The sequence below is a fragment of the Clostridium sp. UBA5712 genome (genome assembly GCF_002419845.1).
Classification (GTDB): domain Bacteria; phylum Bacillota; class Clostridia; order Clostridiales; family Clostridiaceae; genus Clostridium_J; species Clostridium_J sulfidigenes.
Window position 1 is genome coordinate 168,965 of record NZ_DIGW01000016.1, and the last position, 17,530, is coordinate 186,494.

At 31.2% G+C, this 17,530-nt stretch carries 17 protein-coding genes; 13 read left to right on the forward strand and 4 right to left on the reverse strand.

The features are described 5' to 3' along the window. Nucleotides 1-7: 7 nt before the first annotated feature. From sigF to spoVAE, 4 genes are all read left to right on the forward strand, one after another. Complete coding sequence (gene sigF / locus B3B03_RS15640; RefSeq protein WP_035134413.1) at nt 8-763, forward strand: RNA polymerase sporulation sigma factor SigF; 756 nt, start codon at nt 8-10, stop codon at nt 761-763. Nucleotides 764-1,029: 266 nt separating this feature from the next. Then, nucleotides 1,030-1,482: a stage V sporulation protein AC gene (spoVAC, locus tag B3B03_RS15645; protein WP_346848631.1), complete on the forward strand. Its 453-nt coding sequence runs from the start codon at nt 1,030-1,032 to the stop codon at nt 1,480-1,482. A 4-nt stretch (nt 1,483-1,486) separates the two neighbouring features. Continuing rightward, a complete protein-coding gene (spoVAD, locus tag B3B03_RS15650) occupies nt 1,487-2,506 on the forward strand; it encodes a stage V sporulation protein AD (protein WP_150844476.1) in 1,020 nt (339 codons plus the stop codon). A gap of 2 nt (nt 2,507-2,508) precedes the next feature. Further along, nucleotides 2,509-2,868, forward strand: a complete 360-nt coding sequence (gene spoVAE / locus B3B03_RS15655) for a stage V sporulation protein AE (RefSeq protein WP_346877783.1) — start codon at nt 2,509-2,511, stop codon at nt 2,866-2,868. Nucleotides 2,869-2,940: 72 nt separating this feature from the next. Here spoVAE and B3B03_RS15660 read toward each other — a convergent pair whose 3' ends face one another. Beyond that, nucleotides 2,941-5,529 (reverse strand): transglycosylase domain-containing protein, encoded by a 2,589-nt coding sequence (locus B3B03_RS15660; protein WP_346877784.1) that lies wholly within the window; start codon nt 5,527-5,529, stop codon nt 2,941-2,943. A gap of 184 nt (nt 5,530-5,713) precedes the next feature. On the opposite strand from B3B03_RS15660, the gene yunB reads away from it, so the two are divergent. Both yunB and B3B03_RS15670 read left to right on the forward strand, forming a co-directional pair. Next, a complete protein-coding gene (gene yunB, locus B3B03_RS15665) occupies nt 5,714-6,346 on the forward strand; it encodes a sporulation protein YunB (protein WP_346848634.1) in 633 nt (210 codons plus the stop codon). Nucleotides 6,347-6,490: 144 nt separating this feature from the next. Next, entirely contained in the window at nt 6,491-7,222 is a 732-nt protein-coding gene (locus tag B3B03_RS15670; RefSeq protein ID WP_035134424.1) for a class I SAM-dependent methyltransferase, read from the forward strand. 139 nt (nt 7,223-7,361) lie between these two features. Here the strand turns inward: B3B03_RS15670 and hpt are convergent, their stop codons facing one another. Next, nucleotides 7,362-7,889: a hypoxanthine phosphoribosyltransferase gene (gene hpt / locus B3B03_RS15675; RefSeq protein WP_346877785.1), complete on the reverse strand. Its 528-nt coding sequence runs from the start codon at nt 7,887-7,889 to the stop codon at nt 7,362-7,364. A 151-nt stretch (nt 7,890-8,040) separates the two neighbouring features. Here hpt and hflX point away from each other — a divergent pair, with 151 nt between their 5' ends. From hflX to B3B03_RS15710, 7 genes are all read left to right on the forward strand, one after another. After that, on the forward strand, nt 8,041-9,828 hold the full coding sequence (hflX, locus tag B3B03_RS15680; protein ID WP_346877786.1) for a GTPase HflX: 1,788 nt from the start codon (nt 8,041-8,043) through the stop codon (nt 9,826-9,828). Between the two features lie 71 nt (nt 9,829-9,899). Beyond that, the gene (locus B3B03_RS15685; RefSeq protein ID WP_035134430.1) at nt 9,900-10,604 is read left to right on the forward strand and encodes a HEAT repeat domain-containing protein; all 705 of its coding nucleotides are present in this window, start codon (nt 9,900-9,902) and stop codon (nt 10,602-10,604) included. After that, nucleotides 10,597-11,505 carry an EamA family transporter gene (locus B3B03_RS15690; RefSeq protein WP_346848637.1) on the forward strand — a complete coding sequence of 303 codons (909 nt, stop codon included), beginning with the start codon at nt 10,597-10,599 and terminating at the stop codon, nt 11,503-11,505. Before B3B03_RS15685 ends, B3B03_RS15690 begins: the two co-directional genes overlap by 8 nt. 73 nt (nt 11,506-11,578) lie before the next feature. Further along, a complete protein-coding gene (locus B3B03_RS15695) occupies nt 11,579-12,232 on the forward strand; it encodes a YigZ family protein (protein ID WP_346877787.1) in 654 nt (217 codons plus the stop codon). Nucleotides 12,233-12,327: 95 nt separating this feature from the next. Then, complete coding sequence (locus tag B3B03_RS15700) at nt 12,328-13,068, forward strand: YebC/PmpR family DNA-binding transcriptional regulator (RefSeq protein ID WP_035134436.1); 741 nt, start codon at nt 12,328-12,330, stop codon at nt 13,066-13,068. Between the two features lie 372 nt (nt 13,069-13,440). Then, nucleotides 13,441-13,587, forward strand: coding sequence for a hypothetical protein (locus tag B3B03_RS15705; RefSeq protein WP_346848644.1), 147 nt, complete (start codon nt 13,441-13,443; stop codon nt 13,585-13,587). A 283-nt stretch (nt 13,588-13,870) separates the two neighbouring features. Continuing rightward, nucleotides 13,871-14,119: a BhlA/UviB family holin-like peptide gene (locus B3B03_RS15710; protein WP_150843415.1), complete on the forward strand. Its 249-nt coding sequence runs from the start codon at nt 13,871-13,873 to the stop codon at nt 14,117-14,119. Between the two features lie 232 nt (nt 14,120-14,351). On the opposite strand, the gene B3B03_RS15715 is transcribed toward B3B03_RS15710, so the two are convergent. Both B3B03_RS15715 and B3B03_RS15720 read right to left on the reverse strand, forming a co-directional pair. After that, a complete protein-coding gene (locus B3B03_RS15715) occupies nt 14,352-14,519 on the reverse strand; it encodes a hypothetical protein (protein WP_198028596.1) in 168 nt (55 codons plus the stop codon). Between the two features lie 446 nt (nt 14,520-14,965). Further along, entirely contained in the window at nt 14,966-17,458 is a 2,493-nt protein-coding gene (locus B3B03_RS15720; protein ID WP_346877788.1) for a CoA-disulfide reductase, read from the reverse strand. Nucleotides 17,459-17,530 lie beyond the last annotated feature (72 nt).

Genomic DNA, 17,530 nt, shown 5'->3' on the forward strand with positions numbered 1-17,530 from the left:
GAAAAATATGAGTGAGAAAATTCATAGAAATAATAACTATAATTATGACGATAATAAGGAACTTATAAAACGGGCTAAAGAAGGAGATAATGAAGCTTTAGAATATTTAACAGAAATGAATTTACCTTTAGTTTCTTCTATAAGCAAAAAGTTTTTAAATAGAGGCTATGAGTACGATGATATATTTCAAATAGGATGCATAGGCCTAGTGAAAGCTATAAATAACTTTGATGAGAACTTTAATGTAAAATTTTCTACATATGCTGTTCCAATGATTATAGGAGAAATAAAAAGATTTTTAAGAGATGATGGAATGATAAAGGTAAGTAGAAGCATTAAAAATACGGCTAGAAAGTTACACTATGATAAGGATGCATTAACCAAAGAACTCGGAAGAGAACCCACCATTGAAGAATTATCAGATTATTCAAAAGTAGATAAAGAAGATATAATCACTGCACTAGAATCTGCTAGTAGCATGCAATACTTATATGACACTATTCATCAAGATGACGGAGCTCCAGTATTACTTATAGATAAGCTTAGTGAGGATTATGAAGAAGATAATGAGGTAATTGATAAGCTAGCATTGAAGGAAGCCTTAAATAAATTGGATGTTAAATCAAGGCAAATTATAATACTTAGATATTTTAAAGATAAAACTCAAATTCAAGTAGCTAAGATGATGGGCATAAGTCAAGTACAAGTTTCTAGAATTGAAAAAAAAGTTCTAAAAATTATGAGAGATAGGCTATCTGGGTAAACAGAGTTCTTAGCTTCTTCGAAGGTTAGAAATCGTTATCCAGGGACGTAGCAGCTCTTTACTACCAATTTGAAAAAGATGGGAGTATTAGAGCTGATAGTCATCGGGTAAACAGAGTTCTTAGCTTCTTCGAAGGTTAAAAAAATCATAAGTTTTTAATTTGTAAATTTGAAAAAGATGCGTAAGCATCTTTTTTTGTTTAAATTTTAGTAAAATGCAGATACTATCATTAATACTTTTACAATTTTGATGTTAGGAGGATAATAATGAAAGTAAAAGAAACTAAAATAAAAGCTAAGTTTCAAAATGTATATGAAAGTTCCAAACCTAAACCTACTATATTTAAGAATTCTTTCAGAGCCTTTTGGACTGGTGGATTAATATGTGTAGTTGGAGAGATTATTTTTAAAACATTGATTTATTTAGGTCAAGATAAATTACAAGCTACTGCATGGGAAACAGTTATTATGATATTTCTAGGAGCCCTTTTAACAGGGATAGGTATATATGACAGAATTGGAGATTATGCAGGAGCTGGATCGGTAGTCCCAATAACAGGCTTTGCAAACTCTATTGTATCACCAGCCATAGAATTTAAAAAAGAAGGATATGTGTTTGGAGTTGCATCAAAGATGTTTACTATAGCAGGACCAGTGCTTGTTTATAGCATTAGTGCCTCTGTTATACTTGGAATATTATATTATATTTTTAGGTGGTAATAATATGGGAAGAAAAGTAGGATTACAAACAGTAGAATTATTGACAAAACCAAGACTTATAGCTACATATACCGTTGTTGGTCCCAAAGAAGGGGAAGGTCCATTAAAGGATAATTTTGACGAGATTCTAGAGGATGATTTATGTGGTTGTAAGACCTTTGAATCGGCAGAAAGTAAAATGCAACTACATGTAGTTCAAGAAGTACTTAAAAAAGCACACCTTAAAGAACAAGATATCTCTTATGTTTTTGCCGGGGATTTAATAAATCAATTAATGCCATCTTGTTTTATGGCAAGAGAAGTAGATATTCCATTTTTGGGTTTATATGGGGCATGTTCAACATTTATAGAAGCACTTTCACTAGCATCAATATGTTTAGAAGCAGATATAGGTAATCATATGATGGCAGTATCTTCATCTCATTTCTCATCATCAGAGCGTCAGTTTAGAGTACCTCTAGAAATGGGAAGTCAACGAGCTCCATCATCTCAATGGACGGTTACAGGTGCAGCAGCGGTGGTATTAGCTAAAAAGGGAAACAATGTACCTCGTGTAACTCATATTACCCTTGGTAAGGTAAAGGATTATGGAATAACTGACCCTAATGAAATGGGAGCAGCCATGGCTCCAGCAGCAGTTGATACTATAAAACAACATTTTCAAGACACAGGTAGAAAGCCTAGTGATTACGACATCATTGTCAGTGGAGATTTAGGTTCTGTTGGTAAGCAAATAACTACTGAGTTATTAAAGGAATATGGCTATAATATAGGATCAAATTATATTGATTGTGGTGATGAAATATTTGATTGTAAATCACAGAGTACCAACTGTGGAGGTAGTGGAGCAGGATGTTCTGCTACAGTTATGAGTAGTATGATTTACAAAGGAATGATACAGAAAAAGTATAAAAAGGTGTTACTAATTGCTACAGGAGCTCTTCTAAGCACCATATCTAACTATCAAGGTGAAACTATACCAGGTATAGCCCATGCCATTGCTCTAGAGTTTGGGGGTGAATAAATATGTGGGGAGATTTTCTAAGGGTTTTTGTAGTTGGTGGAATCATTTGTGTAATAGGTCAAGTTTTAATGGATACCACAAAATTAACTCCATCTAGAATATTAGTTATCTTTGTAGTATCAGGGGTAGTTCTTCAAGGATTTGGCATATATGAAAAGATAGCTGAGATTGGTTTATCGGGAGCTAGGATTCCTCTACCTGGATTTGGATATTCCTTAGCTAAAGGTGTTATGGAGGAAGTTGATAAAAATGGTTTATTAGGAATTGTTACAGGAGGTGTAAGTGCTACTTCTGCAGGTATAGCGGCTGCTGTAGTATTTGGATACCTAATGTCAGTACTATTTAACTCTAAAACGAAGTAAAGCATATAAAAAGTCTTCTCAAATTTGTGTATTTGAGAAGACTTTAATTTTATAGTTTTATAATAGAATTATTTAGCCTCTTATACTATTACTAAATATTTTAGGGATCATAGTATAGATATTTAACAGATGATTGAAAGCTTCAGGCTTATTTTCACTATTTCCAGTGTTACCTTCATTACCTTCATCTCCAGTATCACCACCAGGATCAGATGGGCCTACAGGAGGTGTAGTTGTATCACCAGGATTTGTATTTTCACCAGGTTTATTAGGATTAGGTATTTTATCTTTATTTTTATCTTTATCCTTGTCTTTATCTTTATCTTTTTCTTCAACCTTATATTCTGTAGGATCTTTAGCCACTGGAGCTAGGTATTTATTATCAAGCATGTTACCAGAATATAATCTAGTATCACGAGTTATAAATACTACCTTTTGTATTTTATCTTTAGGTGTTTTATCAGAAGGTAAGTAGTATTTACCATCAGCAGCCTTTACAACGTCAAGTTCCACATGGATATTATCCAGAGTAGTTGGTTGAGTACCACTTATAAAGATTTCAGAGTAAATTCTATTTCCCCTAGGATCCCTCTTAGTAAGCGCCGTTGGAAGGGTTCCAGAATCTTTAGAAATATAAGCACTAGTTAATCCACCAGGAGCCTGAAGAGATTTATATTCAAACCCCTCATGAGCTGCTGCCATAATCTTACCCCATAGACCAGCTGGAACGCTACTACTAGTAAAAGGTAATTCCTTACTATTATCATAGCCCATCCATACAGCGCCTGAGTAGTAAGGTGTTAATCCACTGAAATAAAGGTTTTTGGTAGATTCAGAGGTACCAGTTTTACCCCTAACTTCCATATTCCCAAATCTTGCTTGTGGACCTGTGTTGTTCACAGAACCTTCAAGCATATCATAAACAATATAAGCTGTTTGTGGAGAAATTACTTGTTTAGATTCAAGTTTTGGCTCGAGTAGAACTTTACCATTCTTATCAGTAACCTTAGTATATATTCTTGAAGTAGTCATATTTCCTTGATTTCCAAAGGTACCAAAGGCTTGAGCCATTTCATAAGGTGTAGTTCCATCTATTTCACCTAGAGATAAAGCAGAAATACTAGTTCTATCTCTATCAGTTATACTTAATCCAAATTTTTCTCCATAGGATGCTGACGTATCTAAACCTATTCTATCAACTACAGATACTGCCACGGTATTTTTAGAAAGAGCAAGAGCATCACGGATAGTAATATATCCGTCAAATACATAATTCCAGTTCTGTGGAACGTAGGAACTGCCTTTATCTGGATATTTAGAACCAATAGAAGTTGGTAATGGACCATCTACAAATACCGACCCTGCAGTTAAAGTTTTACCTTCAATAGCTGGAGCATATACAGTAAGTGGCTTTATACTAGAACCTGGTGAACGTAGGAAGGTTTGACCATCCTTTCCAACAGAGATAGCTCTATTATAAGACATAGCTGGTTGATCACCAATACCACCAATTATAACTTTAACTTCACCCTTAAGATAATCTGTTATTATAGCAGAGGCTTGAACTCCATCTGCCTTAGAGCCTTGAGTATCTTTAAGATAATTGTTCATAATTTTTTGTACTGAATCCTGAAGTTTTCTATCCATGGTTGTATATATTCTTAAACCACCAAAGGTGATTTTTTCATAGGCTTCAGCTTCAGTATATCCATAGGTTTTCATTAAATCCTTTGCCACTTGTTTTATTACAGGTCTTGAAAACCATTCATAAACCATTTTGTCACCCTCTAAAGTTGAGAAATTTAGCATAAGAGGTTCTGCTAAAGCAGTATCATATTCCTCTTGAGTTATTTTTCCCAGCTCTAGCATTTTAGCAAGAACCAATTTAGTTCTCGGTGAGTCAAAGGCTTCTTTCTTTTCAAAGGCTTCATAGGCATTCATATAAGATATAGTTGGATTCTGAGCAGCACTTGCTAAAAATGCACATTGCTTAAGGGTTAAACCATCTGCTACAGATTTTCCAAAATACATGGTTGAAGCAGCTTCAATTCCGTGAGCGTTACCGCCTAAAAAGATAGTATTCATGTATTCGTTAAGAATTTGTTCCTTAGATAGAAGCTTTTCTAACTTACGTGCCAAATAAATCTCTTGAACTTTTCTTTCTATATTAGCTCTATTATTTATAGAATCTTCAAGGAAAAACTTATACTTAACCAACTGTTGAGTAATAGTTGATGCACCTTGGATTTCATCATTAGATAAACCAAGAATTATTTTAGCATCTTGGATTACAGCTCCTCCAAGTCTTCTTATGTCAACACCTTTATGTTCTAAAAATCGTTGATCTTCAATACTTACAAAGGCGTCCTGTAGATATTTAGGTACTGTAGATATATCTACAGAGATTCTCTTTTCAGGAGTCTTATACTCATCCATTTCTTTTCCTTTATTGTCATATAGAAGTGTAGTTTCTCCATTAGATAAAAATATATCAAGATCAAGCTCTGGAGCTGTTTTAATCATGCCAGATATAATACCAAAACCAGCAGCTGCACAAGTTATTATTAAAAGTAGTAAAACTATATATATTACTTTAAAGACTTTACGACTTTTCTTCTTGGGCTTTTTTTGCTTAGGTTTAATTTTTTTATTTTCTCCCATATTCTCCTCCTTTTATGATGAACATATCTTCGATACTATATTATAACTTATATGCTAGTATAAATACAATATAGTATTCTTCAATGAAGTTCTTATACATATACATATATTAGATATTGAATAATTTTATGTAACATATTATACATTTATTAACATTATACCACATTTATAAAGGAGTAATACTATGAAATCATCTTTGAAGTTAAAATTCACCATAATAACTTTTTTAATTATGACTTTTTTAATAACTTTTATATATACTTTAGATAAAATTATAATGCCAACGGTAAAATTAGTGGCAGATGCACAGATGAGAGCAGAGGTCACTAATACAATAAATAAAACAATTTTCCAGGAATACTCTAAGAATTTTAATTATAATGATATAATAAAATTTGATAAGGATAATGATGGAAACATCATAATGATGTCAGCAGATACTTTAAAACTAAGTGAAATTGCTACATTGACTGTATTAAAAGCACAAGATGAATTAGAGGAAAAATCTAAAGTAGACATAAAGATACCCATGGGATATGTGACTAAAAATAATATTTTAGGTAGATTTGGTCCAGATGTAAAAATAAGAATGAGGCCAATAGGGCATATTACTACTAGATATATATCCGAATTTGAAGATGCAGGAATAAATCAAACTAGGCATAAAATTTATATAGAAACAACCACTAGAGTAAAGATGATTATGGCAGTATCTTCTAGTGAGTTAGAAATAGTTAATGAAATACCTATAGTTGAAACCATTATAGTTGGAAGGGTACCAAGTACTGCAATACAAATGGATCTTAACGGTAATTAGAAAGTGTGATGCTAATCACTGAATAAATTCTTTATATATCATACTATTTGTGTAAATAAATATAGATATATGAAAATATATAATTAATTTAAATAGTAGGAATTTCCTATAGAATAAATAATTAAAGAACAGGAGATGAGTAATATGGATCAATGTATAAAATTTTATAATGCCTTAGCTAAATATTATGATGATATTTTTCCAGCACCATTAGGTAAAAAGAAGTTTGCTTTAAAGAATATAGAAAAGGGTGGATTTGTTTTAGATATTGGATGTAGTACTGGAGAAACTACAGAATATATTTCTTCACAAGGATATAGGGCTTTAGGCATAGACTTAGACCAAGAAATGATAAGAATAGCTAAGGATAGGTATAAGGAAAGTGATACTTTGAAGTTTGAAGTTATGGATATGAAAACTATAGCTAAGTCCTTTGGAGAAGAGTTTAATGGTATTGTATGTATAGGGAATGTACTTCCTCACCTAGGCGGAAAAAGTCAAATAAAAGAATTTTTAAAAGGATGCTATGAAGTATTAAAAAAGGATTCACCATTATGTATTCAAACTATTAATTTTGATAAGGTGAAGAGAGAGCATATTAAAGAATTGCCTCTTATTGATGGTCCTAAAGTTAAATTTGAAAGGTTTTATAGTATTAAACCAGATAGTGATATTGTAAAGTTTACGGGAAGAATAACTGATAAAGAAAATAATGAGATTTTAGAAAACACAGTAGATCTATTTATGTTAGAAAATGAAGAGTTATTTGAAATGTTAAAGGAAATTGGATTTGAAAAATCCTGGAGCTACGATGATTTTAATAGAAGTACCTATACAGGAAATGCTCTTCCTTTAATAGTAGAGGCTATTAAGTAGAAAATTATAGTAATGTAAATATATAATTTAATAAATAAAAAAACATACTAGAAGTTAATAAGTTAATATTAGCTTTTAGTATGTTTTCATGTTTTTTCTTCTATTAATATATTAAGTATTTAAAACATTTGTAAGGTTATTATTTAGATTCCCAGTTAAATATGTAAGGAATATTTCTATATAAGTCACCATAATTTAAGCCATATCCAACTACAAATAAATCAGGAATCTCAAAACAACAATAGTCTGGAGATATTTCTACAGTTCTTCTTTCTGGTTTGTCTAAAAGAGTACAGCATTTTACACTTTTAGCACCCAACTTTTTAACGTGTTCAACCACAAAGTTCATAGTAATACCACTATCTACAATGTCATCTACTACAAGTACATCCATACCTTCAATATTATCAGGTACATCTTGAACTATTTTACAAGTACCACTAGTTTCTTCGCCATGACCATAGCTTGATGTAGTCATAAAACCTATAGTTGTAGGTACAGTAATTTCTCTAACTAAGTCAGCAGCAAATATGAAGCTTCCTCTAAGTAGAGATAATACGTAAACAGATTTTCCATCATAGTCTTTAGAAATTTTTGCTCCAATTTTAACTACAGCCTCATTGATTTCTTCTCTAGAAAAGAGAACATTTCTTTGTTTATCTTCCATGTAATCACACCTCAATTTATATTTACATTAATGTTTTCATAGTATAAAATTAAGGTGAAATTGTCAATAGTATAAAATGTATAAGAATGCAGTGTTTGTTTAATGTAGAAAAATTATTAATAAAGAAAAAATAAGGTTTGGAGATGATTATATGATAAATGGAAATACTGATGGAGTTAAAAACTTCATCTTGAAAAAGTTAGATACTATATATGATATGAGATTTCAAAAATCAGACATATTAACTGAAGAGTTAGCAGAACTTCTAAGAGAGGTTACCCTTGAAATTGAAAGAGAGGTTAGCGTTGCTATAGATAGAAAAGGAAGTGTTGTTAGTGTTGCCATCGGAGACAGCTCAACAGTTGAAGTTCCTATGATTGACACTAGAGAGGGGAGATTATCTCAAGTGAGAGTAATCCATACCCATCCCAATGGAAATCCTAAACTATCCGCATTAGATTTATCTGCACTTCTAAAATTAAAACTAGATTGTATAGTTGCCATTGGTGTATCAGAGGATAAACCTCTAATTTATAATATGGGTTTCTGTGATGTGAAGGATAACATGCTCATAGAAGAAGAAGTTGAAAATTTAACTATCAATAAAGTTTTAAGCTACAAGTTTTTAGATAAGGTTAGATATATTGAAGATGTTTTTAAAGTAGATAACATAGTGGAAGATAATTCAGAAAGAGCGATATTAGTATCTATAGAAGATGAGGAAAGTCTAGCTGAGTTAAAGGAACTTACTAAAGCCTGTGATGTAGAGCCAGTTTTTGAAATACTTCAAAAACGTAATAAAATTGATTCAGCTTATTTTATAGGTAGTGGTAAGGTTGAAGAAATAGCATATTTAAGACAGTCACTAAGAGCCAATGTAGTAATATTTGATGAGGAATTATCAGGATCTCAAGTAAGAAATCTAGAGCAAGCTATAGGAACAAAGGTAATTGATAGAACTACTCTTATTTTAGAGATATTTGCAAGGAGAGCCAGAAGTAAGGAATCTAAAATTCAGGTAGAGTTATCCCAGTTAAAATACAGATTAAGCAGGCTTAGTGGATTAGGAACTATGCTTTCAAGAACAGGAGGGGGTATAGGAACAAAGGGACCAGGAGAGAAAAAGCTAGAGACAGACAAAAGAAAGATCAGAGATACTATCTATGATTTAAATAAAGAATTAGAAAAGATAAAAAGTATAAGAGCAACCCAAAGAGAAAGAAGAAGTAAGGATAATATTTCTAAGATATCATTAGTGGGATATACTAATGCAGGAAAATCTACCCTTAGAAATGCTCTTTGTGAATACTCACCAGTTAAGTCAGCTACGGTAAAAGAAAAAGTTTTTGAGGCTGATATGTTATTTGCAACCTTAGATATTACAACCAGGGCTATGGCTCTTCCAGACAATAGAGTTGCCACAGTAACAGACACTGTAGGCTTTATAAGAAAATTACCTCACGATTTAGTAGAAGCTTTTAAATCAACTTTAGAAGAGGTAGTTTATTCAGACTTATTACTTCACGTAGTAGATGCATCTAGTAATGCAGCAGAAAAGCAAATAACAGTGGTAGAGGAAGTACTTAAGGAGTTAGGTGCAGGAGATAAGCCAACTTTATTGGTGCTCAACAAAATTGATAATTCTAATGATGATATTTTAAATTCTTTAAAGGAAACATTTAATAACTATTCTATTTTAGAAGTTTCAGCTAAACATAAAATCAATTTTGAAGAGTTGCTAAATAAATGTACAGAAATACTTCCTTATAAATTAAAAACCTTTAAGGTATTAATACCATATAGCGATTCATCATCAGTTGCATATCTACATAGAAATGCTTTGGTAGAAAGTGAAGAGTACGGTGAAGAAGGTACTATTCTTGTAGTTCAAGGTGATGATGAGGTCTATAACAAAAGTTCAAAATATATTATAGAGTAGTAACTAAAGTATCATTATATTGTTAGGATCGAAGTTAGAGCATTATTTGAAGGGGAGAGTAGGGAGAAAATTTGAGTACAGGATTAGTTAAATATGATTGGAATTTCATTGAAAATTATAGTGATGAAGAAATCAGCTATTTTCTAAGCTTAGAAGGAAAATCTATAGAAGCCATATGTAAAATTAGAAATTTAGATAGAGCCACAGTTCAAAAACATCTCATAAATTGCAAAATAAAATACAGGTTTTTAGTTAAAAGTGAATCGTCATCAGATCTATTTAAATCCCTAATTTTAGCAGCTAAGGAAGAAAGAATTTTGGTTTTGAATAGTTTAGATAGAGTTAATAAAGAAAAGCTAATTCATTTTTTAGTTAAAAACTATATGGAGCTAGGTCTTAAGGACAAAGAAGCCGCCATATGGATCATGGGTGAACTAAAAAGTAATGTCACCGTAGACATACTTATAAAGGCAACGGTTAATAATCATGTAAATATTAGAAGAATGGCAATTTCAGCTCTTGGAAAAATAGGTGATTCCAGAGCTGAGAGAGCTCTTATTAGAGCTTTGGAGGATAAAAATCCTCAAGTAATAAGTTATGCAGTTAAGTCCTTACAGAAGATAAGCAGTGGAGAAGCCGATGATAAAATAAGAGCTTTATTTAATAGTACTGATAAAGAGTATATTAAAAAGGCTTGTGAGGGTTATATTAAGCAAAGAGATAATGAAGAATTAAATTTTCAAGATATAAGTGACGGAGATAAAAATAATGATTAATATTTTATTATCTATATTATGCAGTTCTTTAATAGCTATTGTATTTAAGTTTAGTGAAGGTAGAGAAAGTAATAGATATATGGTAACTAGCATAAATTATCTATCAGGAATGATGGCAAGTATAATAATGATGGGAAGTTTAAATATTTTCCACATAAATTGGTTTTCTATGTTCATGCAGGAATTTAATCAGGTACTTATAAGTGGACAACTTTTCTCTAAAGAAGGAACAGGAGCTTTAGCAATAATTCTAGGTATAATAACAGGTATTTTATATTTTTTAAGTTTTATTCTATATCAAAAATCTGTAGGAAAGAATGGAGTATCTGTATCTGCAACTTTTATGAAGCTAGGAGTATTAATACCTACAATTTTATCTGTTATACTATTAGGAGAGACCATAGAATTATTACCTATATTAGGAATAATCTTGTCTATCATAGCTATAATAGTTATAAATCTAAATAACAAAGAAGAACAAAAGGTTAAAGATACTATGAAAGTAGATTTAATACTTCTTTTTATACTAGCTGGTGGAGGAGATTTTGTAACAAAGCTATTTCAAAACTTTGGTATGGTACAATATAAAAATTTATATTTATTTTATACTTTCCTAACGGGATTTACTATAAGCTTAATTATGTTAATTATTAAAAATAGAAAAGTAAAGTTAATAGATATGTGTTTTGGTGTCATGGTAGGTATTCCTAATGTATTAATGCCAAGCTTTTTAATAAAGGGCTTAGAAGAAGTAAGAGCAGTTATAGCCTTTCCTATGGTAAGTGCAGGAACTATTTTAATCACAAACTTTTGTGGAGTTATATTCTTTAAAGAAAAGTTAGGGAAGAAGGAGATTACTGCTATAGTACTTACCATAATAGCCATAATACTTATGAGCTAACAGTCTTCGAGAAATCTTCATTATGGTTTAGAGTACAGAAATCTATTTTAAATATTATAGAGGGGGCTTAAATATGAGTTATTTTACAGTGAAAGGGAGTGCTACTTCAGAATTTCAAGAAAAGAAATCTACATTTATAGGATACATAAAGAGAGTAAATACTGAAGAAGAAGCAAAGAACTTTGTAAATGAAATAAAGAGTATGCATAAAGAAGCAACCCACAATGTTTATGCTTATATAGTGGGAGAAAATAAAGGCATACAAAGATACAGTGATGACGGTGAACCCCAAGGAACAGCAGGCATTCCAGTTTTAGAAGTCATAAAGAAAAATGATTTAACCGATGTAGCGGTGGTAGTTACTCGTTACTTTGGTGGTATTCTTTTAGGGGGAGGTGGGCTAATAAGAGCTTACTCTAAAGGAGCCTCTTCAGCCATTGAAGAAGCAGGTGTTGTAGAAAAAGTAAAGGGCTTAAAATTAAGATTTACTTTAGAATATGATTTAATAGGTAAAATACAATACCTATGTGGTACAAATAATTGGCATATTGAAGATACCATATATACAGATAAAGTGGAGTTATCACTGTTCACAGAGGTAGAAAATAAGGAAACAATAATTTCAGATTTTGTAGAGGCTACTAGTGGAAAAGTAACTATATGTGAAGAGGATGAAGAGTATTTATTTAAAGAAGGATACAGATATTATAGAGCTATTGAAGGATAGCTCTTGAAATTTGAAATTATTAGACATATTATGTTATAATAGGTACATTGATTTTAAAGTTAATAATTATATATATAGTACAGGAGGAAGTTAATATGTCAGGACATTCAAAGTGGCATAATATCCAAGCTAAAAAGGGTAAAGCAGATGCTAAGAGAGGTAAAATATTTACTAAAATAGGTAAGGAAATAGTTGTTGCAGCTAAAAACGGTGGCTCTAATCCAGAGACAAATGCTAAGCTTAGAGACGTTATAGCAAAAGCAAAAGCAGCTAATATGCCTAATGATACAATTACTAGAGCAATTAAAAAAGCCGCAGGAGAGTTAAGTGCAGTAAACTATGAAACTATAATCTATGAAGGATACGGACCAGAAGGAATAGCAGTTATAGTTGAGTGTCTTACTGAGAATAAAAATAGAACTGCAGGAAATGTAAGATACGCCTTCTCTAAACAAGGTGGAAATATGGGAACCGTTGGATGTGTAGGCTTCATGTTCCAAAGTAAAGGTGAAATCATCATAGAAAAAACTGATTCAGTAGATGAAGATGAGTTAATGATGATGGCTTTAGATGCAGGTGCTGAGGACTTTGTAGCTGAAGATGAAGTATTTGTAGTAACTACAACTCCAGAAGACTTTGGTACTGTGAGAGAAGCTTTAGAATCTAACGGAATAGAATTCTTAGAAGCAGATGTTAAAATGATTCCAGACACATACACTGAAATTAATGAAGAAGTTGCGACTAAATTCCAAAAGATGTTAGATGTTTTAGAAGATGATGATGATGTACAAAATGTATATCATAATGCTGAATTCCCAGAAGGATGGGAAGGGTAGTAGTGAGTAACCGTTGGTATTACTAACTTTGAAATTTATTCATTAATTACTAATAAATAATATGATTATGACATACAATGATTATGAATGATATGTGTTTAAAATTGCAAGTTGCTTTCTATAAATAGGATAGTAAGTAACTTGCAACCATATAATTTAACTTTAATGTTGCATTATTAATAACAATATACCCTTAATGATACTCTTGTTGAATTTCATGTTGCGTTTCATCCATCTTAGGCTTTATTAGTTGTATTATTATTGATTGTAGCATAAACTATAACAAAATATCATAAATGATAATTGAACTAGTTGTCTTTTACATAAAATAACTTCTTATTTTATTAAGTAATCTTAAGGAGGATGTATAGAATGGGATTAATAGTGACTCTAGTGAAAGAAGCAAAACCTTATGATAAGAATAGTATGGAATCATTGTTAATTAAATTTGATTCTATTACTAATAGTTTACCAAGGAAGCTAAGATATGACTGTGCTAAAAATAATTTATTTAATTAGGGAATATCTTTAACTTATCTGAGGGAACATTAGTAAATTACATCAAGAAATCCTTATATTAGATTATTATAGTCTAAATAAAACTCATATTTAATGAAGTTGAAATGGATAATTAATTTTCAGAATTATCAGATAATTTGTAGCTATAAAAATAGAATACTTTTATATTAATTTATAGGCTTTAGGCATATAAATAATAAACCCAAAATGTGTTCTCTTAGCAAAAAGTCATTACAGTCTTACTAATAAATAAATATATCAAGTAAGGAGTGTGAAATAAATGATGGAGAATGAAATTCTAAAGGTAGCTTTATCCCAAGGTATTTGGGCTGTACTAAGTATATTTTTATTATTCTATATACTAAAAGCTCAAGAAAAAAGAGATGTGAAGCAAGAAGAAAGAGAAAAAAATTATCAAGATGTGATATCACACCTTACCGATAAATTAAGGATAGTAGATGAAGTGAAAAAAGATGTAGAAGATCTAAAAAAGGATGTAGGTGATCTAAAAAATTATATGAGAAAAAGTTAATAAGTCAAAAATATAATCAAAGCATTAATTCTTATATAAAATCATAACACTCCCATATTAAAATCTCTGAAACCCGCATGGACAGAACAAATAGTTAACTAGTTAACTAGCGAAATAGGCATATATTTATATATTTAAAGATTTCCCTATATAAATAGTTATATAGGGAAATTTTTTAATAATACATCTAGTAAATTAGCAATTTCTATAAAGACTTCTCTGCTAATCTTTATTAATAAGTTATTTCATCCTTCTCAGAATGATCTTTGCTATTAGCGTAGGAGCCTATTTTAACTCCATCTATTATTCCTACATCTGCACCATCCTTAGGATACATTTTTCTTAGTTCAGCTTGACTTCTTTTTTGATCCTTAAGACGACTTTTATTATTATCAACCATAAAAACACCTCCTTAAATGATATAAAGGATAACTACACAATTATTTTGTCCTTAAAGTAAGAAATTATTAAGGAAAGTAAAGGATTAGCTTCCTTAGAAAGAGACATTACCATTTTATTAAAGGTATAGATTGAATGTTTGGACACATAATAATATTGACAATAAAATTATATGGGAGGTATTAAAAATGGCTAAAAATCATAAAAAGCATGAACATACTCCAAGTAACCCTAAGACTGGAAATGTAAAAGATCATATATCTTCAAAGGCAGGAATTAAATCTCCTAAGGAAAAAGAATAGCTTAATATATTTACGTAAGGTATAGGTTATTTTGAATAAGTAAATGACTATCTCAATAAAGAGATAGTCATTTACTTAAATAGAAACATAAAGTTTTAATTAAGGAACTATTCATCTAGAGGTAGACAAATATATGAGTTATACATTAGATAAATAAGTTAAGTCCAGCATCTTCTGTGGAAGCTAAATACGTTGCAACTCCACCAACCTCAACTTCAGGAATTAATTCTTCATGTTTAATACCCATTAAATCCATAGACATAGCACAAGCAATGATTTTAACTCCCATTTTAAGAGCATTAGCAATTAAAGTATCAAGGTCATCTACATTATTTTTAGCCATAATGTTTTTAATCATAGCAGGGCCCATACCAGCCATATTCATTTTAGATAATGGAAGCTTTCCAGTGCTGCTTGGAAGCATCATATCAAACATTTTTTCCATGGTATCCTTTTTAACAGAAGGCTTATCTTTTCTTTTTAAGATATTAAGTCCCCAGAAAGTAAAGAACATGGTAACTGGTTTTCCCATGGATGCTGCACCAGTAGCTATGATGAAGGAAGCTATAGCTTTATCAAGGTCACCACTGAAAACTACAAGGGTTGCACCATCCTTTTTAGAAATATCACAACTAATAGGCGATGAGCTACTTGTTAGATCTTGAGAGGTACCTTTTTTGATTAATGCTACAAAGGCTTTTTCTTTTTTATTAAATTCACCTTTTACAAGGGTATTTCCTGTTTTACTACACCAACTATTGATGTCCTTTTGGAAACCTGGATCAGAAGCTTTAACTTCTAAGATATCTCCATCCTTCATTTTGCCAATTTCCTCAAAAACTCTTCTAATAGGACCTGGACATTGAAGTCCACAAGCATCAAGACTTACAGTAACTTTACTAGAATCTTCTATATTAGAAGAAGTACTAGTTTCACAAGTACAGTCTTCAGTATTATTATTTAAGTTAGATTGAGTATCTTTATTATTTAAAGAAGATTTAACGGTAGCATAAGTTTTATAACCACCATCTAAGTTCACACAATTAAATCCATATTGAGAAAGTATTCTACAGCCGATATATCCACGAAGACCTACTTGACAATAAACATAGATTGTTTTGTCCTTTGGTATTTTATTTAAATTATTTCTAAGGGTACCTAGAGGAATATTTATAGCATTTTCTATATGACCAACTTCAAATTCCATCTCTTCTCGTACATCTAGGATAAATTCATTGTTAGCTATTAAATTATCAACTTTATCCCATTGAACTATAGAAACTAAATTATCCATTATATTAGTTCCTATATATCCAGCCATATTAACAGGGTCTTTTGCAGAAGAATATGGTGGAGCGTAGCATAATTCTAACTCAGGTAAATCTGTAACCTTTAGATTACCTTTTATAGCAGTAGCTATAACATCGATACGCTTTTCTACGCCATCTAAACCTACACCCTGTGCTCCTAATAGTTTTCCATCCTTTGGATTGAATAAAACTTTAAGAGAGATAGGGAAGGCACTAGGATAGTAACCAGCATGGGAATTTGGATGTAAATGGATTGCCTTATACTCTAAGTTAAGTCTTTTTAAAGTTTTTTCATTATTGCCTGTAGTTGCAACAGTTAGTGAAAATACCTTTGCTACAGAAGAACCTAAAGTACCATTATATTCAGCTTTTTTACCACAGATATTATCAGCTACAACATGCCCTTGTCTATTAGCTGGCCATGCAAGTGGAATCATAGTTGGATTACCATTTATATAATCAATTACTTCTACAGCATCACCAAGAGCGTAGATGTTTTCATCAGAAGTTTTCATTTCTTTATTTACAACAATTGCTTTTCTATTGTTAACTTCTAGACCAGCATCTATGGCAATCTTACTTTCAGGAGAAACTCCTATTGATAAAACAATCATGTCTGTTACAATTTCTTTACCACTATTTAAAACTACTTTTTTACCACGGTTTTCAAAGGATTTAACTCCATCTTTAAGAATTAAATTAACTCCATTTTGAAGTAGATGTTCATGAACTATTGCTGCCATTTCGTAATCTAGAGGAGCCATTACTTGATCTGCCATCTCTACAAGAGTTACAGAAACTCCTCTTTCATTAAGGTTTTCAGCCATTTCAAGACCTATAAAGCCACCACCAACAATTACAGCTTCCTTTGGAGAGTTATTATCAACAAAGGCTTTAATCTTATCTGTATCTGGTATATTTCTAAGAGTAAATAAATTGGTTGCTTCTTTAAGGCCGGGAATAGGTGGGGTTATTGGACTAGCACCCGGTGATAAAACTAATACATCATAACTTTCTTCATAAACTTGAGAAGAACTATGATTTTTTACAGTAACTTTTTTTGCATCCTTATCAATTTTAATAACTTCACTAAAGTTTCTTATGTCAATGTTAAATCTAGAACTCATGCCGTCTACTGTTTGCACTAGGAGATTATCCCTTTCCTTTATAGTTTCACCTATATAATAAGGAAGTCCGCAATTGGCAAAAGAAATATATTCCCCTTTTTCAAACATAATTATTTCTAAAGATTCATCTAGTCTTTTTAAACGTGCAGCAGTAGAAGCCCCACCAGCAACTCCACCAACGATAATAACTTTTTTACTCATAATAAAATCTCCTTTCAATATTAAACAATACAAATAGTATAAACAATATAACCTTTACAATACTCAGGAACA